The organism is Cyclobacterium sp. L-R, from assembly GCF_056859355.1.
Window position 1 is genome coordinate 34886 of record NZ_JBSXOH010000042.1, and the last position, 21798, is coordinate 56683.

General features: G+C 38.8%; 15 protein-coding genes. 8 read left to right on the forward strand and 7 right to left on the reverse strand.

The annotated features are described in order from the left end of the window. Positions 1 to 99: 99 nt before the first annotated feature. Positions 100 to 1296, reverse strand: coding sequence for a DUF6807 domain-containing protein (locus AC13EX_RS04300; RefSeq protein WP_482891693.1), 1197 nt, complete (start codon positions 1294 to 1296; stop codon positions 100 to 102). Between the two features lie 271 nt (positions 1297 to 1567). Here AC13EX_RS04300 and AC13EX_RS04305 point away from each other — a divergent pair, with 271 nt between their 5' ends. Both AC13EX_RS04305 and AC13EX_RS04310 read left to right on the forward strand, forming a co-directional pair. Beyond that, positions 1568 to 4381, forward strand: coding sequence for a M16 family metallopeptidase (locus tag AC13EX_RS04305; RefSeq protein WP_482891694.1), 2814 nt, complete (start codon positions 1568 to 1570; stop codon positions 4379 to 4381). Positions 4382 to 4450: 69 nt separating this feature from the next. Next, complete coding sequence (locus AC13EX_RS04310) at positions 4451 to 5608, forward strand: sialidase family protein (protein WP_482891695.1); 1158 nt, start codon at positions 4451 to 4453, stop codon at positions 5606 to 5608. A 153-nt stretch (positions 5609 to 5761) separates the two neighbouring features. Here AC13EX_RS04310 and AC13EX_RS04315 read toward each other — a convergent pair whose 3' ends face one another. Both AC13EX_RS04315 and AC13EX_RS04320 read right to left on the reverse strand, forming a co-directional pair. Beyond that, positions 5762 to 6847, reverse strand: a complete 1086-nt coding sequence (locus AC13EX_RS04315; protein WP_482891696.1) for a lactonase family protein — start codon at positions 6845 to 6847, stop codon at positions 5762 to 5764. A gap of 155 nt (positions 6848 to 7002) precedes the next feature. Next, positions 7003 to 8835 (reverse strand): alkaline phosphatase, encoded by a 1833-nt coding sequence (locus tag AC13EX_RS04320; protein ID WP_482891697.1) that lies wholly within the window; start codon positions 8833 to 8835, stop codon positions 7003 to 7005. 264 nt (positions 8836 to 9099) lie between these two features. Here AC13EX_RS04320 and AC13EX_RS04325 point away from each other — a divergent pair, with 264 nt between their 5' ends. The 5 genes from AC13EX_RS04325 (at position 9100) to AC13EX_RS04345 (ending at position 14516) form a co-directional block, all read left to right on the forward strand. After that, a complete protein-coding gene (locus AC13EX_RS04325) occupies positions 9100 to 9378 on the forward strand; it encodes a YtxH domain-containing protein (protein ID WP_048643252.1) in 279 nt (92 codons plus the stop codon). Between the two features lie 67 nt (positions 9379 to 9445). Continuing rightward, complete coding sequence (locus AC13EX_RS04330; protein WP_048643253.1) at positions 9446 to 10168, forward strand: SDR family oxidoreductase; 723 nt, start codon at positions 9446 to 9448, stop codon at positions 10166 to 10168. Between the two features lie 401 nt (positions 10169 to 10569). Continuing rightward, positions 10570 to 11610, forward strand: coding sequence for a Gfo/Idh/MocA family protein (locus AC13EX_RS04335; RefSeq protein ID WP_048643254.1), 1041 nt, complete (start codon positions 10570 to 10572; stop codon positions 11608 to 11610). A 16-nt stretch (positions 11611 to 11626) separates the two neighbouring features. Beyond that, positions 11627 to 12970, forward strand: a complete 1344-nt coding sequence (locus tag AC13EX_RS04340) for a Gfo/Idh/MocA family protein (protein WP_482891698.1) — start codon at positions 11627 to 11629, stop codon at positions 12968 to 12970. A gap of 79 nt (positions 12971 to 13049) precedes the next feature. Beyond that, positions 13050 to 14516 (forward strand): sodium:solute symporter family protein, encoded by a 1467-nt coding sequence (locus tag AC13EX_RS04345; protein ID WP_482891699.1) that lies wholly within the window; start codon positions 13050 to 13052, stop codon positions 14514 to 14516. 131 nt (positions 14517 to 14647) lie between these two features. Here the strand turns inward: AC13EX_RS04345 and AC13EX_RS04350 are convergent, their stop codons facing one another. Further along, positions 14648 to 15487, reverse strand: coding sequence for a sugar phosphate isomerase/epimerase family protein (locus AC13EX_RS04350; protein ID WP_482891700.1), 840 nt, complete (start codon positions 15485 to 15487; stop codon positions 14648 to 14650). A 205-nt stretch (positions 15488 to 15692) separates the two neighbouring features. On the opposite strand from AC13EX_RS04350, the gene AC13EX_RS04355 reads away from it, so the two are divergent. Beyond that, on the forward strand, positions 15693 to 16484 hold the full coding sequence (locus AC13EX_RS04355) for a glycerophosphodiester phosphodiesterase family protein (RefSeq protein WP_482891701.1): 792 nt from the start codon (positions 15693 to 15695) through the stop codon (positions 16482 to 16484). Here the strand turns inward: AC13EX_RS04355 and AC13EX_RS04360 are convergent. The 3 genes from AC13EX_RS04360 to AC13EX_RS04370 form a co-directional block, all read right to left on the reverse strand. Then, positions 16481 to 17899, reverse strand: coding sequence for a sulfatase (locus tag AC13EX_RS04360; RefSeq protein ID WP_482891702.1), 1419 nt, complete (start codon positions 17897 to 17899; stop codon positions 16481 to 16483). The two genes, AC13EX_RS04355 and AC13EX_RS04360, sit on opposite strands and share 4 nt — an antisense overlap. Before the next feature lie 803 nt (positions 17900 to 18702). After that, positions 18703 to 19929 (reverse strand): IS4 family transposase, encoded by a 1227-nt coding sequence (locus tag AC13EX_RS04365; RefSeq protein WP_482891703.1) that lies wholly within the window; start codon positions 19927 to 19929, stop codon positions 18703 to 18705. 683 nt (positions 19930 to 20612) lie between these two features. Next, entirely contained in the window at positions 20613 to 21626 is a 1014-nt protein-coding gene (locus AC13EX_RS04370) for a LacI family DNA-binding transcriptional regulator (protein WP_339717258.1), read from the reverse strand. Positions 21627 to 21798 lie beyond the last annotated feature (172 nt).

A 21798-nucleotide genomic window follows, 5' to 3' on the forward strand; every position in this document is an offset into this window, starting at 1 on the left:
GCCTTTGGACAAATATTGAGTAACCCTAAAAGGTCTTTAATGCGTCCCCTTTGTTGCTGTTTATTGCGACAAAGGGGATAAATTTTTAGGTGATCTTTACTACTTCACCAACTTAGCCTTAACAGGAGATTTTAAACTCTTATCGATATTTTCAATGACCTCCTGATTGGCTTTTCCATTGGGTATATAATACCTGAATTTGCTCTTATAACTGGCACCTGGAGCAATATAGAACTCCCCACCCACCATAGGGGCATATACCCAATAAGGCATAGATGGGTGAACCCTGATAGCTTGTGGATACCTGAAATTGTCAGGAAATCCAAATACTGTGACACCAGCAGTTTTATTGTCAACTTGGCCAGAAGCAGTTACCCAAGATGCATGAGTATGATTGGCACTTTCATTCGTATGGCCCTCAGAGGTGAGAATTTTCCAAGTATTGGTAAAGTTGATGCTGTCTACATTGTTCCATTCTTTACTTCCTCTGAAACCCATTCCTCCATAATGGTATTCCAATATGAATAGCGTGTCGGTGCTGGTATTGGTTTGTTCCGAAAATAAATCAAATAGAAAATAGTCCTCTGTTGGATAAACCATAATTGTCCATTTTTCTCCAAGAACTTCCCCATCCTTAAGACTTAGATGACGCAATTGACTTTCTATAACTGCTGCACTCGCTCCTGCCTCAGCGGTATTCAAACTTACATGTTCCACCGTACCAGTTTCGGAATGTTGATTCCAGAAGTCTACTTTTTCACCTTTGAACTTTGTATTTACCCAAGCGTTGAAAATTGCGTGATGGTGGGTATGTCCTGCTGGAAATGCATCGGTTAGGATTTGCCCAGTCGGACTGTAAAGGGGATGAATCATGCCACTTCTCTTGTAATAGTCTGGCAAACCATTGGGAGGATTGGCTACTTCAGTTTGGTAAAAAAGTACTTGCTTGTCATCTGATAAAACCTCTACACCTTCGGATGTTTGATTAACTTTTACACTACCTTTTTCTGTAGCTGACGATTCTTTCAATTCAAATACAGCATTTGTCTCAGCGGACATATGGCCAATAAAAACCAACAAGTCACCGCTAGGTAGTACCTGAGCAGGATAACTTTTTTCATTCTCCTTATTTTCCAGTTGATAGTTGCCTTCAATATCCACATCTATAGGGATTACTAAAGGGTAATTTTGTCGCTCAATGCCATCCGCATTTAATTCAATATTTAAAATTGGGGAGGTAGAGCAGGAGGATAGCCAAATAAGGGTTAGTGGTAAGAGGAGTAATCGAAAAATCATATTTTCAGTTAAATACATGGAGATAGTTAGAAAAATAAATATCGTCAGGAATGGACATTTATCCAACTATTAATTGATGAGGTAAGTAATGATTTTTTATAAGGCGACAGGTTTTTATGGATATTCAGGTGATTTTTGCTTTATTTATAAGAATTTAAAAGCCGGATTATACAATGAAATATCCTGATCGATTTTAGGATGTTATCCCATTAGATAATAGATTGTCTATTGCATATTTCGCGTTATACTTTACAGAATATAATTAGTACAGATGAAAATTTTAAAGCGCTTTTTAGTTTTGTCATTATTGTTCCTTATCCATTCGGTAGGTTATTCTCAGGATAAGCTTGAAGAATTGGTACCTCTGGATGATAAGGTACACACAGGGCAATTGGAAAATGGGCTGAAATACTATATTCAATACAACCCAAAACCTGAAAATAAGCTAGAACTTCGCCTGGCCCTAAAAGCAGGGGCCATGCAGGAAAATGAGAATCAGTTAGGGCTGGCGCATTTTGTAGAACACATGGCTTTCAATGGATCTGAGCATTTTGAAAAAAATGAACTAATTAGCTACCTCCAATCAATAGGGGTTGCCTTTGGGAGTGACCTTAATGCCTATACAAGTTTTGATGAGACAGTGTACATGTTGCCAATTCCTACAGATGAGGAAGAAAAGCTGAACAATGGTTTTCAAGTGATGCGTGATTGGGCAGGAGGACTTCTGCTGAATGCTGAGGATATTGATGCGGAGCGGGGGATTGTAGTGGAGGAATGGAGAACCGGACAAGGTGTAAGCCAACGCTTGAGAGATGCTTACTTGCCTGTACTGCTTCATGAAAGTCGCTATGCAGAACGCATGCCCATAGGTAAAATGGATATTATTAGGAATGCAGCAGATTCGCTGGTCAGACAGTTTTACCAGGATTGGTACCGGCCAGACTTAATGGCGGTGGTGGCAGTAGGGGATGTGGCTCCTGATAAGGTAGAGAAAATGATCAAAGAATATTTTTCAGATTTGGAAAATCCTACCAATGCACCTGAGCGAGAATATTACAATGTCCCTGCCCACAAAGAAAACTTTGTAAAAATCATAACGGATGAGGAAGCACCTGGCATTCAGGTGCAACTTTATTACAAGCAGGAGGCCAGACCATCCAATAGTTACGAAGATTATAAAGGTAGAATCCTTAGAACTATGTTTGGTGGGATGATCACCCAAAGATTGGATGAGATCAGGCAAAAACCAGATGCTCCCTTTATTTTTGCTGGAGCCAGGTATGGTAACTTGGTGAAACCGCTTGATTTTTTCACCATATCAGGAGTAGTGGGTCCTGGGAAACTTACTGATGGCTTGGTGTCTTTCCTTACTGAAAACCAAAGGGTTGTGCAGCATGGTTTTACACAGGGAGAGCTAGAAAGAGTGAAGCGCTCATTGTTAAACAGTGCAGAAAAGTCCTATAAGGAAATGGATAAGGTAGAATCTAGAACCCTGGTGGGTAGGTATGTTTCCCATTTCCTGAACAGTAGTTTTGCTGATGGGCCGGAAAATAGACATCGTTTTTATCAGGAGATTATCCCAAAAATAACCCTTGAAGAAGTTAATGGTATAGCCAAAGAACTGATTAAGGAAGAAAACATTGTATTGATTGTAACTGCCCCAGAGAAGGACAAAGAAACACTTCCAAAAGAAGAAGCACTTTTGGCGGTTTTGGAAAATGCTAGTGCAATCCAAACAACTCCGTATAAAGAGGACTTGCTAAGAGAAGAGTTGATGCTTGCTAAACCAACTCCAGGGAAGGTAGTGGATGTTACTCGCAATGAGGCAGTGAATGTGACAACTGTGACATTAAGCAATGGGATGAAGGTGTATTTTAAGCCTACAGATTATAAAAACGATGAAATTATTTTCACTGCAAGTAGCGAAGGAGGAACTTCTCTATACTCTATGGAGGATCATTATAGTGCCAATTATGCAGGTACAGCTATTAATATCATGGGGATAGGTGATTTTTCACCCTCCCAATTAAAAAAAGTCTTGGCGGGAAAAAATGTTCAGGTTACGCCCAATATTAGCACTTATTCAGAGAGTATCTCAGGAGCTACAACGCCTGGTGATTTTGAAATGGCCCTACAACTTATCCACTTGTATTTTACTTCACCTAGGATGGACAAATCTCTTTGGGAGGTCTTTTTAGCGAATCAAAAAAACCAATTGGAGAGTGCCAGTGTCAATCCTGATTTTCAGTTCAATAAACGAGTCAATGAAATAATTAGCAATGGCAATCCACGTGGCAGAGGAATCTATACGGCTGATCAACTTGATTCCATAGACTTGAACCATAGCCTTAAAATTTACGAGGAAAGGTTTGCCAATGCTGCTGACTTTAACTTGCTATTTACAGGCAATATTGACTTGGAGAGTATGCTTCCTTTGGTAGCCCAATATTTAGGAAGTTTGCCTGGGGACCCTTCTGAAAAAGAAGACTTTATTGATTTGGGTTTGACCCCTCCTCAGGATAGAAAAGAAACCATTAAGGTGGGAGTGGATGATAAAAGTCAGGTGATTTTATATTTCAGCGGTGAAACAGCCTACAATTTGAAAAAATCACAGCAGCTTTCCTATCTTGGTGAAATTCTTACCATCAAATTAATTGAAACCCTAAGGGAAGAAATCGGCGGTGTATACGGTGTTGGGGCTAGAGGAAGTTTAAGCAGGGTTCCCGAAGAACGATTTAACTTTTCCATTTCATTTCCATGTGGGCCTGAGTCAGTCGATAAATTAAAAGCTGCTGTTTGGGAACAAATACAAAAAATACAAGAAGAAGGGCCAGATGAAGCTGATTTGGAGAAAGTTCGGGAGACAAAGCGGCTTGCCCTTGAAGAAAACATGAAACGGAATGGCTTCTGGCATGGCCAATTAAATGCTGCCATTAACGGCGATCTTCCATTAGATACCGTATTAGGCGCAGAGGATCGGGTATTAGGCGTAAGAGCCGACCAGGTAAAAGAAGCTGCCAATACCTATTTGCAAAAGCCATATCTTTTGGAAATCACCAGGTATCCCGCCAATTTCGAAGAGTAAAAAACAAGGTAATTATGCTTTAAACCACAATTAACAATTAACAATCAACAATTAACCATTATCCCCCCGATGATCAATTTTATAATCTATTTAATCTCTTTCTTTTTCACGGAAGCTACTTCCCCTAAAGACAATGTTCAAGTAAACCCTGTTTCAGAGCAAGTTTTATTTGTTGCAGGAGAAGGAGGTTACCATACTTACCGAATTCCCTCACTCATTGTAGCTGCAGATGGCTCTGTATTGGCATTTGTTGAGGGGAGAAAAACTGGAAGTTCGGACACTGGAGACATTGATGTTTTAATGAAAAAGTCAACAGATGGGGGACTTACCTGGTCCAAGCAGAAAGTAATATGGGACAAAGGAGAAACGGTGTGTGGAAACCCTAACCCTGTGTTGGATGAAACTACGGGAGAGATCCATTTATTACTCACTTGGAATAGAGGAGATGATCATGAAGGAGACATAATTACCAAGAAAAGCAAGGACACCCGTAGGGTATTTGTAATGAAATCCACTGATAATGGTGACAGTTGGACCGAACCATCAGACATTACCAAAACGACCAAGGATCCATCTTGGGGTTGGTATGCTACTGGGCCAGGTGTTGGGGTACAAATTAAGCATGGTCCCAATAAAGGTCGCTTGGTGATTCCGGCCAATCACAGTTATGACGATCCTAAGGGGAATGTAAGGGGAGGGCCTTATGAATACGGTTCCCATGTGATTTATAGTGATGATCATGGAGCTACTTGGGCACTTGGTGGAACCATCAAGCCTAAGATGAACGAAAGTCAGCTGATTGAAATGGCAGATGGCAAAGGAACACTATTAATGAACATGCGGTCTTATTTTGGTAAAAATAGGAGGGCTTTGTCTGTTAGCAATGACGGTGGTGTTTCTTGGTCTGATCCAGTGGAGGCAACTTCTTTAATTGAGCCGGTTTGCCAAGCAGCCTTTATAAGGTATTCCTGGCCAGATGATAAGGCCGAAGATTTGGTTTTATTTTCCAATCCGGCAAGCACTAAAAGAGAAAAAATGACCATCAAGCTAAGCAAGGATAGCGGTAAAACTTGGATTGCATCTAAGGTTTTGAACCAAGGCCCTTCCGCTTATTCGGCTTTGGCCGCTTTGCCCAATGGAGAAATTCTTTGCCTATATGAAAAAGGAGAAAAAAATCCTTATGAAAAGTTAGTGTTAGCACGTTTGTCTTTGGATAACCTGCAGTAAAATGGCATAAAGAACAAAACCACTTCCCGCTTATAGGCAGGGAGTGGTTTTATATTTTAACCTGTGGATTAAAAGAGGTTAATAAGTAACGTTTGGTTTGCAAACTTCCATTAATGCCTTTTTTTATGGCCTTGTGGAAATTAGTAAAACGCATTACTCAATAAACAATTGTTCGATAAATACTGGTCTTGGAATTTCGATATTTTTACCGGTCGCTTTAAGCATTCCAGTTGTGCTGTCTATATTAAAGATGGCTAGATTGTCTGTTTCCATATTGGCAACAAAAACAAAATCTCCTTTTTCATCTACTTTGAAATTCCTTGGATGTTTACCACCTGACGGAACATGTCCTTGTGTTTCTAGTAAGCCTGTGTTTTGGTCTACTTTGTAGACCACTAGATTGTCCTGTCCTCGGTTACTTGCATACAACCATTGGGCATCTTTAGAGAAATGGATGTCTGCTCCCGCATTGTAATCACTGTGAAGTTTGTCATTTAGCATGTTGATCCTACCAATGGGGCTTAGGTCGCCATTGGTCTCATCCAAGCTGTAAACACTTACTGTATTGCTCAATTCCTCTAAGGAATAAGCATAGGGAAGGCTAGGGTGGAATACAAAATGCCTGGGACCTGCACCTGGTGAGGTTTGAAAAATCACAGGATTCTCGTCAACAGTGCCATTGGTCTTATTAACCTTGTATTTTAATATCTGATCAATTCCTAAATCCGAAGCATATACCCATTGACCATCTTTTGATGGAATCATGGCATGCATATGGGCGGTTGTCTGGTTGGCATGAACACTTCTACCCGTATGCTGAATAAAAGAAGCCGCTTCACTTACCCCTCCATTTTCTAAGATTTTAAATGTTGATAAATTGCCTCCCTTATAATGAGACAGGAACACAACATTCCCTGTGGGGTCTACGCTAATATGGCAAGGGCTAGCACCTACAGAGGACACTTCATTGATTTTGGTAAGCTTGCCTGTATCTGGAGCAATGGAATAAGCGATTACCGTTCCTGCTTCATCCTTAGCATTTTTACCTTCCCTATAGGCAGCATATAAAAATTTCTTGTTAGGGTGCAAGGTCAAAAAGGTAGGGCTTTCTTTGTCATGGATCGTTTGGACAGTAGTGGTGGTCAGGTTTTCTCTGTCAAATTCCAATACATAAATGCCTTCACTATTGTTTTGGCTATAGGTACCGACGTAGATAATTTCTTTGGATGTCTGGGCCATAAGGGAGATTGGAGAACACATTAAAATAAATAACAATATGAAAGATATCTGCTTTACCTTTCTGGCAAAGAACAAGTTTCCAGTTTTATAAATCATAGCGGAATATAAGGCTAAATCATCAAAAGGTAATATTTAACGTAAGGGAAATCATAGTTTTACTTTAAATAGGGACTTAACACCTCATTGATTTTTTTAAATACATCTGAGTTTTCATAGATCCCACGAAAAAGATCAGATTGAGGTCCATAGGCAAAAATGGGTACCATGATGGCGGTATGGTCTTCAGTAGAGAATTCAAGCTCAACCTTATGGTCTTTTATATTTCCTTGAGGCAAAGTGATTCCACCTGTTTCATGATCGGCTGTGATAATTACCAATGTTCTCCCATTCTGGTCAGCAAATCGGAGCGCTTCAGCTATGGCCTGATCAAAATCTATTCCTTCCTCTATTACAGTCTGGCTGTCGTTGATATGTCCTCCTGAATCGATAAAAGCGCCTTCTACCATAAGGAAAAAAGGCTTGTTTTTGGTCGCTAAAAACTGAAGACTGGCCTTGGTAGCTTCACTCAGGTAACCTTCTCTACCATTCATAACTTTAGGCAATTCGTCTGCTGAAGCAAAAAATCCAGCTCTATCTGAATTGCTTTTTGCCAGTTCTTCTAATGAACTGGTTAAATGAAAACCTTCTTTCCTGAGATTTAAGGTTTCATCCTTTTCAAACTTTGTGAAATCGTTTCTTCCAGCTCCTATAAATAGATTCAAAGGGCTTTTGGACAGGTCACTGGCAATTTCCTTGGTCATGTCCCTTTCTGTTCTGTGTGCGTAGAATGCTGCTGGGGTAGCTCCCGTCAAATTGTCTGTGGTGACTATGCCTGTGACAAAACCATGGCTACTTAATACCTCCGGTAAATTTTTTGCAGGACTTCCATCAGGAAGTGCTCCCACACTTCTGTTCTTTACTTTACTTCCAGAAGCCAAAGCCGTACCTGCTGCAGCCGAATCTGTAGTGAAATCATCTTTAGATTGGGTTTTGAGCAGTCCAATATTTTTGAGCTGCGTTAGGGTTAACTCATTGCCATTGCCATACATGGCGGCGGATATTTGGGCCAGTCCATTTCCATCACCTATTAAAAGGATTACATTGTCTACAGGGCCTTTGATTCCATCCTTTTCAAAGGTTGGTTTGTAGATCTTGCTAAGGTTTGGAGTTTGATAATAGCGGTCATTTAAATTGCTTAAATAGGCATTGGCCGCGTAAGGGTGATCGGTATTGATGAAATCTACTCCTAATTCACTCAAAGCCTTCCAAGATGTTTTGCTATCTGGCGTAGCCCAAAAACGGAACGGTTTTCCTAAACCGTGAACAAGTTTAAGAACAGCCTTAATCTTTTCGATGTCTTCGTCTACGAGTCTACCTTTTCCATTCCACTGTGAAAAATTTTTGAAGCTTAAACTGAAAAGCTCAATTTTTTCCAATGGTAGGTTGGAAGTCTCTTTTATACTTTGATAGTCAAAAAATATAGGAAAAGGGTATTTAACATATTCTTCTACCTTTGGTCGGTTTCCGGAAATAACAATTTTAACAAAGGGATTTTCCTGATCTTCCCAAAGAGCACCATACGGACTTATGGTCTCAACCACTTTTTCTAATGTGGAATAAGCCTCTGTTTTAATGTCAACAAGAAGAATAATTGGTTTTTGTGTTCCTATGCCAAGATTTTTGGCTTTTAGCATAGGGTCTAAATATAGGGAGCTTAGCGTATGGCCTTCTTTTATACTCTCTTTCTCATGTGCCACATATAAATTGCCATTCTGAAGAATTACATCTGCTTCTATGGATGCCGCTTCGTTGGCATATGCTTCCCAAAAAGGAGCCTTTTGAAGGTAATCATTGTGGCTATGGATTTTTACTTCCTGCCCAAAGCTTACAAGTGGAATTAATAATATTATCAAATAGCCGATGAAGGCCAAAATAGCAGCTTTTTTCATATTTGAATGCAATTAATAGGTATGAGGTATAATAGTATGCTAATTTAAAGTTAATGAATGGTAATCGGGATGGAAATTGGCTTTATTTTGCTTCAGGCAAAGTATTTGAGATAAAGAAATCGTGAAACTGGTTTTTTTTATTTAAAAGAATGTTTTTTTTAAATAAATCGCCACTTTGGTATAAAACTTGTATTGTATTACCCAATAACATTCTTTCAAAAGATGTTAAGCTTTTAAAATTTAAACCAATATTAAAAAGACATTATGAAATCAGCGAAAATAATTTTAGGGACATTAGCAGGAGTTGCAATAGGGGTACAAATTGGATTGTTGATTGCGCCTGAAAAAGGAAAAACAACTCGCAAAAAACTTTCTCAAAAAGGTGAGGGTTATTTGAAAGAAATTAACGGACAATTTGATCATATCGTAAAAGGAATGAACGAAAAATTGGATAAAATGAACAAAAATATTGCCTCTGTAGCTGAAGAAACAAGAGCAAAAGGAAAAAATTTAATCGCAGAAGCAAAAGAGAAAACCAAGTAAAATATTTTTTTGTTACAAAGGCCAATGAATATCATTGGCCTTTTTTTTTATAAAAATAAATCACGTTATGAATTTAGAAAATACAACGGCCTTTATCACGGGCGGAAACACTGGAATTGGATTTGGAATTGCTCAAGCTCTTGTAGCGGAAGGGGTGAATGTAGCTATTACAAGCAGGTCCCTTGATAGAGCGCAGGAAGCCGCAGATAAAATTCAAAAATTAGACAAATCCAAAGGGAAAATCATGGCTTTGGAGTTGGATGTAAAGGATTTTGAAGCGCAGAAAGCGGCAGTAGCTAAAGTTGTTAAGGAATGGGGTAAATTGGACTATTTTGTAGCCAATGCTGGTGTTGGTCATTTTGCGCCCATTCAGGACTTAAGTGTTGAGCAATGGCAGGACACCATTGATACCAATTTAACAGGTGTTTTCTATGGCATTAAAGCCTCTGTAGATGCTTTGAAGGAAACAAAAGGTTTCTTCTTGACGATTTCAAGTTTGGCAGGTACAAATTTCTTTGCAAATGGGTCTGCTTACAATGCCAGTAAATTTGGGGTTACCGGATTTACCCAGGCTGTGATGTTGGATTTAAGGCAGGAAGGAATTCGTGTGAGTACCATTATGCCTGGTTCTGTAGCTACGGGATTTAACGACCACAAGGTGGACGATAGTGATGCCTGGAAAATTCAAAAAGAAGACATTGGAGAAATAGTCGTAGGTTTGTTTAAGCTCGATGCCCGAACTTTACCTAGTAAAATTGAGGTAAGACCTTCTCAAACACCGAAGAAATAGTTCTTCAAATCTTTCGAAAGTTCACATCCTTTTAAGAGCTATGGGGAAGTAAAAACTTTGAAAGAAATTATCATATTTACTTGTGAAAAAAACCGGCTAACTTTCTTAAATAGCCGGTTTTTTATTGGAATTCACTTTTTTTCTGTTCCGTTCATGAAATAATGCTGAATATTTAATGATTAAATATTGTGTGTTAATGTGTTGTAAAACAGTGTTTTAATGTCTAAGTTTAAATGCTTGAATGGGGTGTGGTCAATTCAAATAGCCATTAATATGCATTTCATGTAAAATCGATCCTGACTTTTTTAAAATTTTTAGTAAATTGTTTGATTAGATTTTATAGTTCTAGTTTAAAATCGAAAAATAAGTCAATATTATATTTTAAGTATTACATACAATTTATGGACACATTGATTAAACGAAGAGATTTTATGGGAAAAGCTGCAATAGCCGGACTTGGTCTAGGGTTGGCAACGTCTACCCTTTCATTTGGCTCCCCATCCATCAAAAAAAACAAGCGGGTAGGGATTATTGGCTTGGATACTTCACATAGCATTGCGTTTGCTAAAGCTTTTAATGCTGCAGATGCAGCAGCGGACTTGGGTGGTTATAAGGTCGTAGCTGCTTATCCTCATGGTAGTAAGGATATTGCAACATCTGTTGACAGGATTCCTGGTTATATTGAGGATGTTAAAAAGCTTGGTGTTGAAATAGTGGACTCTATAGCTTCCCTTCTTGACAAAGTGGATGTAGTTTTATTGGAAACAAATGATGGTAGACTGCACTTAGAGCAAGCATTGGAAGTTTTCAAGTCAGGTAAAACAGTATTTATTGACAAGCCGATAGCTGCTTCTTTGCCCGATGCAATTGCTATATTTGCTGCTGCCAAAAAATACAGTGTACCGGTTTTTTCCAGTAGTTCTTTAAGATACATGGAAAATGTGATAGCCGTAAATAACGGTGAAATTGGTGAGGTATTTGGTGCTGATGCATTTAGTCCTGCAAAATATGAAGTTACCCACCCAGATCTTTTTTGGTATGGTATCCATGGTGTGGAAACACTTTATGCTATAATGGGAGCTGGTTGTGAAACTGTTCAAAGAACCTACACTGAAGGCGCTGATGTAGTAGTCGGAACCTGGGAAGGTGGTAAAATAGGAACCTTTAGAGGAACTAGATCTGGTAAAGGTGGATATGGTGGAAAAGCTTTCGGTGAGAAAGGAATTTTAGATATGGGTGGCTACGGTGGCTATAGACCATTATTGGTAGAAATCGCCAAATTCTTTGACACAGGCGTTTCACCAGTTAGTGAAGAGGAAACCATTGAGATCTTCGCTTTTATGCAGGCTGCTGACGAAAGTAAGAAAATGAATGGACAAGCTGTTTCTCTTGAGGCTGTTTTAGCCAAAGGAAAAAGAGATGCCTTAAAAATTAAAATTTAAATAATTACCTTTTAATATGAAAAATAGTAGAAGAACTTTTGTGAAAAAGGCCATTGCTGGAGCAACCTTCGCGACAGTAGGAGGAATGTTACCTGGTATGACAGCTAAAAGCTACGGAAAGATCATTGGTGCCAATGACCGTATCAATGTAGCAAGTATGGGAGTAGTAAGTAGGGGACATGCTGTTGGAACCAACTTCGCTAGCCAAAAGCAGTGCGATGTAATTTATAGCTGTGATGTTGATATAAGGGCAGCTGAAAAATTCGCTGGATCTATTAATGAAATTCAAGGAAGAAGACCAAAGATCGAAAAGGATTTAAGAAAAGTTCTTGAAGACAAAGATGTAGATGCATTGGTAGTAACCGCTCCTGATCACTGGCATGCACCAGCAGCTATTTTAGGTTTGAAAGCTGGCAAGCACGTATATGTAGAGAAACCATGTGCGCACAATCCTCATGAAGGAGAATTGCTAATGGCAGCTCAAAAGAAATACAATAAAGTCGTTCAGGTAGGTAACCAAAGACGTTCTTGGCCTAATGTAATCAAAGGTATAGAAGAACTTCACAATGGGGTTATCGGAAGACCTTATATGGCAAAAACTTGGTACGCTAACAACAGAGCGCCCATCGGTAACGGTAAGCAAGTTCCAGTTCCTGAATGGTTGGACTTCGAATTATGGCAGGGACCAGCTCCAAGAGAAGCTTATAGAGACAATTTAATCCATTATAACTGGCATTGGTTCTGGAACTGGGGAACTGGTGAAGCCTTGAACAATGGTACTCATATGGTGGATCTTGCGCGTTGGGGATTACAAGTAGAATACCCTAACAAAGTAAACTCCTCTGGTGGAAGATATAGGTACGATGACGATTGGCAAACTCCTGATACGCAAGTTATCAATATGGAGTTTGACAATAAATCCATGATTACCTGGGAAGGTAGAAGCTGTAATGGAAAGCAAATTGAAAAAGGCAGTGTAGGTACATTGTTTTATGGCGAAGATGGAAGTCTTTTGATAGAAGGTGGAAATTCCTACAAGATTTTCAACCTTAAAAATGAATTGGTTAAAGAAGTAACAAACGACATGGTTATAGATCCTACCAATAGGTCTAATCCTGCCCAAACTTTGGATGCTTTGCATATCCAAAACTTCTTTGATGGTATTACGGATGGCATAGAGGTAAGATCTGAAATTGTAGGTGCTCACCAAAGTACTTTGCTATTGCAGTTGGGTAATATCTCTCAGCGTATTGGAAGAACCTTACATGTAGATTCTTCTAATGGTAACATAAAATACGATCCAAAAGCAATGGAGCTTTGGAAAAGGGAGTATGAACCAGGATGGGAGCCAACAGTTTAATACTGGTATTTTATCTTAATTTTAAGGCCAAGCCAAAATGGTTTGGCCTTTTTTCAATTAATCACCTAAATTAGCTTACATGGAATTAAGTACCATTGACCTGATCGTAATCGGGGTATTCTTTTTAATGATGCTGGTCATAGGCGTATGGTCCTATTTTAGAAACAATAGCGCTGAGGATTATTTCGTAGCAGGTGGCAAGCTTCCTTGGTGGCTGTCGGGAATATCTCATCATGTATCAGGCTATAGCGGCGCAGTATTTGTCGCTTATGCAGGATTAGCCTATACTCATGGGTTTTCTTTATACATATGGTGGGCACTAGGCATTGGTTTGTCCGTTGTCATTTCAGCAAAAATTTTCCCAGTATACTGGGTGCGTTTAAGAAAGCGCTTTAAAATCCAGTCTCCTTTAGAATTTCTTGTTACCCGCTATAATCTGGCTACCCAGCAATTGATGGCATGGAGTGGGGTAATTCTTAAGTTATTTGATATTGGTGCTAAATGGGCAGCAATAGCTATACTATTGAATGTATTTACCGGGATATCACTTACCTATGGTATATTGATCTCTGGAGGTATATCTCTGCTTTACATTACCTTTGGAGGCTTATGGGCAGTGATAATTACCGATTTTGCCCAGTTTATCGTTCAAATCATTGCAGGTCTTGTGATGTTTTATGTGGTTATAGAGAAACTAGGTGGAATAGAAAGCGTGTTCACCGTTTGGGATCAGTTACCGGAAGGAAATGGCGATGCTTTTAATGATCCTTATACCGTTGGGTTTGCACTCCTTTTCTTGTTTATCAACTTCCTGTCTTACAATGGAGGTCAATGGAATTTAGCTACCAGATACATCTCTTCACCCTCAGAACAAGAAGCTACAAAAGCGGCGAGATTATCAGGTATTTTATACATCATCTGGCCATTGATATTGTTCTTCCCAATGTGGGCGGCCCCTGTTATTTTACCTGACTTGGAGGATCCAACACAGTCTTACGGGATATTGACCATGGAGTTGCTGCCTGTAGGCTTAATAGGTCTGGTTATCGCCTCCCTCTTTGCCAATACCATGTCTATGACTTCTTCTGATATTAACACAATATCAGCTGTAATTACCAGAGACATTTTACCTGCGCTAAATAAAAAATTCAGGGATGGTAAAACCTCTTTATTGACAGCAAGAATTACCACATTCCTATTTACCCTTGGAACCATCCTCATCGCCCTTCAATTTGAAAAATTTGGTGGAGTTTTAGGACTAATCATTAGCTGGTTTGGTGCCTTGGTAGGTCCTATTGCTGTACCTATGTTATTTGGCCTTATTCCTTGGTTTAAATCTTGTGGTCCTAAAGCCGCTATTGGATCAATTCTGGTTGGACTTGGGGCTTTTGTTATTACCAAAAATGTAGATGTCGGAAGTCTGGCACTTGAAATAGGTTTGCCGGTAATTTGCTCTACGATTACTTATATACTGATTGGCTTTATTGAGCGAGACAATGTGCCTGAAAAGGTAAAGCAAATGCTTGAAGATGTTTCTCACGAGTAAAAACAAAAGTTTAGGCTATTAATAAAAAAGGGACCACTTTAACAAAGTGGTCCCTTTTTTTATAGCTGATTTGTTATCATTGAAACGGGGCGCCCAAAGGATAATTCCGATCAAGACAAAGCATTTAATACCTACAACTGAGCAGCTACACGCTTAAAATAGGCAATGCTTTCTTCTACATCAGGAAGGTTATTCTCCCAATTGTGTTCGTATTCTGCAGAAAATGCTCCTTCAAATCCTTGCCTATGCAATTCATGAATGACTCCAGCTACATTGCTGTTGCCTGTTCCCCATGGCAAATCATGAGCATCTCTAACACCAAATTTGTTTAAATCTTTTATATGAAGGCTGATAACTCTTCCTTCCAATTGTTTAAGGCAATCTACAGGATTGAGGCCTGATCTTACCCAGTGGCCAATATCTGCACATACACCCATTAATTCTGATCTTCCTTCTAGCATTCTGGAAGCAACCTCTGGATGCCAATAATAAGAAGGTACTGGATGGTTGTGTAAAGCAAGTTTGATTTGGTATTCCTCACAAAGCTTTTCAATTTGGTCAAATTGATTGGGCTTTGCCTCTGATGTGAGTATTCCTATTCCCAATTCTTTGGCAAAATCAAATAATTTGGGTAAGTCCTCATCGCTGGCATTGACTACCCCATAGCCTACAGCTTCGATATCATATTTTTTTAATAGGGCTTTGATTTTTGCTTTTCCATCAGCAGTTATGCTTTTAAAATCAGTAGTTTCATTGCCGGATTTACTTATTTTCTGACCAGGGTACATTTCTACATATTTCACCCCAATACTATTCAATTTTTCAAGGGTTTCTTCAAGAGAAAAAAGCCTAAAAGTGTAGGCTTGACTGCCTACTTTCCATCCTTTTGGCATCCCATCCTGAGCATGAATATGGAAGGAGAGCATAAGAAATAGGGAAAATAAGCCTAATTTGAATGATTTATTATTCATAAGAGATAGGTTTGGTTTGTTTTTGAATATTATTTACCAAAATTACTTGATTTTAGTGAGAGAATGAAATAAATATTAGTGACGAACAATACCTTCCTCATGATAAGAATTAATAAATTATTAATTTAAAGTGAATCAGGCGGTAAGCACTTGCTTTGTATATTTGATCAGAAAAGTGATTTTATTTAAATAATCTAATTGCCCGATGAGAAGGAGTCTGATATTCCTATTTGTATTAATGAATTTACTCTGTCATCAATTGTCTGCTCTGAGCCAAACATTGAAGAACGACAATAATTTTGAGTTGATTGCCCATAGAGGTGGAGTAGTAAACAGCCAAAGCCCTGAAAACAGTTTGAAAGCTTTAGAGGAGGCAATCAATAAAGGCTATTATATGGTTGAAGTGGATGTGCGATTAACCAAAGATGGAACATTGATCACACACCACGATAAAAACTTTACCCGATATTATGGGGAGGATAAGTTCGTAACAGCAATGACCTGGGAGGAGATTCAGGGACTAACAGGTGATTTGGGACAAAAAGTCTTGAAGTTAGAAACTGTCTTGGCTCATTGTGAAGGAAAAATTCAAGTGATGATAGACAACAAAATCCAAGGATTTGAAAAAGAAGCTTTCGATGAAATCATCAACTTGCTTGATCGGTATGGATTAAGGGGCAAAGCTTTAATGATCGGTACTGAGGCTTCTACGGAATATTTTACCGGAAAGATCAAATTAAGCTGCTCTATAGATCAATTGAAAGAGAATGTTAAAAGAAAGGATTTTAATCCCAATAACTATTACCTGTTTTCCAGTGCGATCCCTTCAGCAGATTTTAATTGGGCCAAGGAACACTCATTTATGGTGGTGGGCGCTGTGAATACATGGGCCTATGCGCACAAGAAGAAGGAAACTCCAGAAGAAACCATAGAAAAGCTTAAACAAGTGGGAGTTACCTTTTTTCAAATTGATTCAATATATGAAACCTTTTTTTAATTGGTTATCTTTTTGGCTATAAAATCAGGGTTTAAAGTTTCAGGTATGGGAGCATGTGTACTTTCCCTCCAATTTTCGAGTAAAGTTAACAGTTCCTTGGCTTTGTCCGGCTTTTTATTCACGAGGTTATTGCTTTCGGAAATGTCTTCCTTTAGGTTATAAAGTTCTAAATTACCGTTTTCAAAATATTGGATGAGTTTCCAGTTTCCATACCGAATGGAAGAACCTGGTCGTGTTCTGAATACCGGATCCTGACTCTCCGCATTGCCACCTTCAAGGTAAATGGGGAAATGCCAAAAAAACGGCCTTTTGGGAAGATTTTTGCCAGCGGTCAACAAGGGGAGTAAGCTAATTCCATCCAAATTTTTATTTTCTGGTTTATCAATACCTGCCAATTCCAGAAGGGTTGGAAAGATGTCAAGGTTGGTAATCGGCACCTCGGATACCTGTCGGGGACGTATCCTGCCAGGCCAAACCACAAATGCAGGAATTCTAATCCCCCCTTCATAATAAGAACCTTTTCCTGCCCTCAAGGGTCTTTGTTTGGTAACTTTATAAAGGCCACCATTGTCGGTAACGAAAAAGATAAAGGTGTTTTCAAACAACTTTTTTTCCTGCAATAAATCAATTAGGCGACCAATATTCCGGTCTAAATTCTCCACCATGGTAGCATATTTAGCATCGCTTTGACCGTTTGAAGGTGATTTACCAAGGTACTTCTCCAGCAGGTCAGCTACCGGTTGGATAGGGGTATGTACGGCGTAAGGTGAATAATTGAGAAAAAAAGGTTGTTTTTGATTGTTGGCTATAAAATCCAGTGTTTTGTCCATTACGAGGTCTGTCAGGTAATCATCGCTTGTAGACTGAATACTTGGTACATTTTTGTAAGGCGGATAATAGCTACCAGGATTCCCTGCATCAGAGCCTCCAATATTAACATCAAATCCTCTGGTCAAGGGATCCTTGCTGATGTGCCATTTTCCCGAATGGCAAGTGATGTAACCATTTTGTTGCAGTAATTCTGAGAATAATAGGTGATGGTCAGCAATGGTTGGATTATTGACAGTTGGAACAAGCTTTCGGTTTTCAGATTTCCCTCTATCGGAATTGGCTACTGTATACACGCCATGGCGGGGCGTGTTCTCACCACTCATCATACAAGTCCTGCTAGGAGCACAATTGGCCGCTGCAGCATAGGCTTGATTGAATACCATCCCTTTCGAAGCCAAAAGGTCCAGGTTGGGGGTTTCATAGAATTGACTGCCCATAAAACCTGTATCTCTCCATCCCATGTCATCTACGTTGATCAAGATTATATTTGGAAGGGTATTTTTAGATGCTGCTTCTCTTTGATAGCCAAAAATATTTAGTGAAATGAATAGCAAAAAGAAGGATAGGGTTAATTCTTTATTCATTTGGATGTTTTTATTGAATGGTTTAAATTTAACAAAATTTTATTTTTTATGGTGAATACTAATCTTTATAAATTAATTAGGCAATGTGTTTAGAAAGGATTTTAGGGTAGTTGGAAATGAATTTCACGCAGAGCCGCGAAGTCGCAGAGAATTTTTTTTGACCTTTAGCTACAATAAAATCCTAAAATAACCAACCCAAGGCATAAGTATTCAAAATAAGTACCCAAACACCTTAGCGTCTTGGCGCCTTAGCGAGAGATTGATTTCACGCAGAGCCGCAAAGTCGCAAAGAATTTTTTTGACCTTTAACTACAATAAAACCCTAAAATGACAGACCAAAGACACGAGTATTCAAAATAAGTATCCCCAACACCTTTGCGTCTTAGCACCTTAGCGAGAAATTAATTTCACGCAGAGCCACAAAGTCACAAAGAAATTATTTTGACTAAAGTTAAAACGGAATACTAAAACCCTAGACTAACTGATCAAACTCACAAATATTCAAAATAAGTACCCTAAAACCTTAGCGCCTTAGCGAGAATAATTTTCCCTTTGCGCCTCAGCGCCTTAGCGAGCAAACAAAAATGAACGCATCAGTTTTTTGGTAAGAATTTCACGCAGAGCCGCGAAGTCGCAAAGAATTTTTTTGTCCTTAGTTAAAAAGAACTCCCTAAAATTCTATACTAACTGGTTAAAAGCATAAGTATTCAAAATTACTGTCGTCCGACTAAACTACAAAATTTAAAATAAAGTCTTCCTACTGAATTTTGGAGGACTTTATTTATGGTTTTCAAAAAGTACCCCTACCCTGAGAACATCAATTCAGTTTGGATATTATTGAGGTTTTTTTGAAATATGCTTTTAAAGTAAGCCTCGGAGTAAACCAAAAACTTTTCAAGGCTGACATAAGAGCATAAATTTTTCGCTGCCACCATCACCATTGTGGAAAAATCCTCAGCCTCCTTAATCTTCTTATGGAGGACTGTAAACAGCAGATTGGTTATCAACGCCACCCATATCTGGATTTTGATCCCGTTCTCACTGTCCGACAAAAAATATTTAAGCTTAAAGTTTTGCTTAATCTGCTTAAAAAGTACTTCTATGACCCATCTATTCTTATAAAGTAGGGCTATGGTCAGGGCATTGTGCCCCATTAGATTAGTGATAAACTCCAGCCTCTCACCGCTTTCTGGGTCAAGATAACCTACCAGTCTAGCCTCAACTGTCCGAGAAACACCCTTCTCCCTGTAATTCAGTGAGATAAGCTGGTCTGTTAGGATATCTTTGGCATGGGAACAGTCAAAATCCCGGACCACTCCATACCGAGCATTGTCCTTTTTGCGGGTCACAAAATACCTGTTCGAGCTACCCCACTTTTCAAAGCATGAGTAGCGATTATACCCCTTATCGAATACCGCTATTCCATGTTCTGGAAGCTCCATAACTTTTAGAAACATGTTTTCATTGGTGGCTGCCGAACGGATGCAGATATAATTGGGAACCCCTTCTGCTAGGTTCATCTTGGCAAATACTTTGGCACCTCCTTTTTTCTTTCCATTTAGAGGGTTCCGTCCAGCTCCCTTGAGTATCTCCTTAAAAAGTGTGATGGTTGTGGAGTCAAAGACTTCCACCCGACCGAGATCCACTTCTCCGCCTACATCAAGCCAGTTGCCCTGTAGGGTTGTTTTATAATGGCCGTAAAGTCTTGAATACAGCACTTCAAAAACCTTACAGTCCCGTTTACGGTTTGCATCAGAAAGTGTACTCTTTGCCGGCAACTGCTTGATCCCAAAGGGTATCAGCTTTTTGGCAATAAGGGAAATATTCTTACAGACTTCCCTGAGGCTACTGTTTCTAGTCAAAACGGCATAGAACATGCAGATAAAGTGATCTATCGATTTCAACTTCTTGTAATACCGATCGGAGTTTTCCTGTTCCACAACTTGGTTAAAAATATCTTTTGGAATCATGGATAAAAGCTGGGCTATAATAGCGTGTCCAGACAGAAATTTATTCTTATCTTGCTTCATATTGTTATTTCTTGGTCGAAACAACAATATAAAAAAGATGGGACAGCTCTAAAAGGCTTCCCATCTTTAATTTTGTACTATTCCTAGATTAAATTATTTAACCTATTTTTGTACTCGGACGACAGTAATTCAAAATAAGTACCCAAACCACCTTTGCGTCTTAGCGCCTTAGCGAGCAAATAAATAGGAATGGATTCGTTTTATGGAATGAATTTCACGCAGAGCCGCAAAGCCGCAGAGAATTTTTTTGTTCTTAGTTAAAAAAAACTCCCTAAAAACCTATATTAACTGGTTAAAAGCATAAGTATTCAAAATAAGTATCCCAACACCTTTGCGCCTTAGCGAGAGATTGATTTCACGCAGAGCCGCAAAGTCGCAAAGAATTTTTTTTTACTCTTTAAATATAATGAAACCTTAAAATAACTGATCAAAGGCTCATATATTCAGAATATTTTTCATTTCCTTCTTAGCGTCTCTGCGCCTTATCGAGCAAATAAATAGGAATGCATTCGTTTTCTGAAAAGAATTGTTCGCAAAGTCGCGAAGTCGTAAAGGATTTATTTTTGTCCCCAAACTACAATAAAACCTTAAACTAACTGATCAAACGCACAAGTATTCAAAATATTTTTCATTTCCTTCTTCGCGTCTTAGCGAGAAAAAGAAATTCAACGTAAATGCATTACTCACGTACTCTCCCTAATAATAATTTCTGGTTTTATTATTTCAGTTCGAATATCGCATGACTCCCCCGAAAGTCCGATCTCCTCCAAAATGATTTGGGCTGCCAATTCTCCCATTTCAAAAGAGGGTTGAGCCATAGTAGTGATGGCAGGGCTGATAAAGCGACTGGTTTCATCGTCTCCAAAACCTGCAACAGATAGCTGTTCTGGAATCTTTATGCCAAGGTTATGGGCAGCATGTATGGTGCCAATCGCCAGAATATCGGCAAAACACAGAATTCCATCTGGTTTAACTGTCATATTCCATAGTTTTTCCAATGCCTGCCCCGCCTGCTCAAATCTAAAATCTTCAACTTCTACCACATAATCCTTCCTAAAAGGTATTCCTGCCTCTTTCAATGCTTCCTGATAACCTGTTAACCTATCCCTACAAACCATTAAAGAAATTGGACCACAGATATAAGCAATATTGCTTCTTCCTTTATCGATTAAATGTTTGGTGATGGTATAAGCACCATTTTTATCATCAGTACTCACCTTAGATGCCTTCATGTTCTTGCAAGTTCTTTCCAACATTACTACTGGAATACCTCTTTCAATCACTTGCTGAACATGTAAAAAGTCCTTGGTCTCTTTGGAGAAAGCAATTATTATCCCGTCCACTCTGCTGTTGGCCAGTGTTTCTACGATCTCGACTTCCTTGTTAAATAATTCTCCTGACTGAAAAATCATCACTTTATAACCCTCTTTGTAGGCAATGTTCTCAATTCCAGAAATGGAATTGGACCAAAAATACCTGTTAATGGTAGGGACCACCACACCTATAATCTTAGATTTTTTACTACTAAGGCTGCTTGCCAAGAGGTTTGGATGGTAATCCATTTCTTTGGCCATCTCCAGAACTGCCATTTTGGTTTCTTTCTTTATTTCAGTGGAACCTCTTAATGCCCGTGAAACCGTGGCGATGGAGACATTTAATTTTTCGGCTATATCTTTTATGGTAATGGGTTTCGACATGTGATTTTGGGTTTGACTGAAATAAACAAGGGTGTAAAACTAATGAATTAATTTTATTATTTCTGGATAAAAGTCAATTTAGTATTTTTTAATAAAAGTAAGCTTTTATTGCTTAATTTCTAAATGATAACGTTTTCGAAAACGTTTACAATATAAAAAATTAAAAATGGTT

Bases quoted from the DNA above. Each gene is read 5' to 3' on its own strand.
- AC13EX_RS04360 (WP_482891702.1), bottom strand. From the start codon at position 17,899: ATGAATAAAGAATTAACCCTATCCTTCTTTTTGCTATTCATTTCACTA.
- AC13EX_RS04365 (WP_482891703.1), bottom strand. From the start codon at position 19,929: ATGAAGCAAGATAAGAATAAATTTCTGTCTGGACACGCTATTATAGCC.
- AC13EX_RS04355 (WP_482891701.1), top strand. From the start codon at position 15,693: ATGAGAAGGAGTCTGATATTCCTATTTGTATTAATGAATTTACTCTGT.
- AC13EX_RS04370 (WP_339717258.1), bottom strand. From the start codon at position 21,626: ATGTCGAAACCCATTACCATAAAAGATATAGCCGAAAAATTAAATGTC.
- AC13EX_RS04315 (WP_482891696.1), bottom strand. From the start codon at position 6,847: ATGGCCCAGACATCCAAAGAAATTATCTACGTCGGTACCTATAGCCAA.
- AC13EX_RS04350 (WP_482891700.1), bottom strand. From the start codon at position 15,487: ATGAATAATAAATCATTCAAATTAGGCTTATTTTCCCTATTTCTTATG.
- AC13EX_RS04335 (WP_048643254.1), top strand. From the start codon at position 10,570: ATGGACACATTGATTAAACGAAGAGATTTTATGGGAAAAGCTGCAATA.
- AC13EX_RS04300 (WP_482891693.1), bottom strand. From the start codon at position 1,296: ATGATTTTTCGATTACTCCTCTTACCACTAACCCTTATTTGGCTATCC.
- AC13EX_RS04345 (WP_482891699.1), top strand. From the start codon at position 13,050: ATGGAATTAAGTACCATTGACCTGATCGTAATCGGGGTATTCTTTTTA.
- AC13EX_RS04320 (WP_482891697.1), bottom strand. From the start codon at position 8,835: ATGAAAAAAGCTGCTATTTTGGCCTTCATCGGCTATTTGATAATATTA.
- AC13EX_RS04305 (WP_482891694.1), top strand. From the start codon at position 1,568: ATGAAAATTTTAAAGCGCTTTTTAGTTTTGTCATTATTGTTCCTTATC.
- AC13EX_RS04340 (WP_482891698.1), top strand. From the start codon at position 11,627: ATGAAAAATAGTAGAAGAACTTTTGTGAAAAAGGCCATTGCTGGAGCA.
- AC13EX_RS04330 (WP_048643253.1), top strand. From the start codon at position 9,446: ATGAATTTAGAAAATACAACGGCCTTTATCACGGGCGGAAACACTGGA.
- AC13EX_RS04310 (WP_482891695.1), top strand. From the start codon at position 4,451: ATGATCAATTTTATAATCTATTTAATCTCTTTCTTTTTCACGGAAGCT.
- AC13EX_RS04325 (WP_048643252.1), top strand. From the start codon at position 9,100: ATGAAATCAGCGAAAATAATTTTAGGGACATTAGCAGGAGTTGCAATA.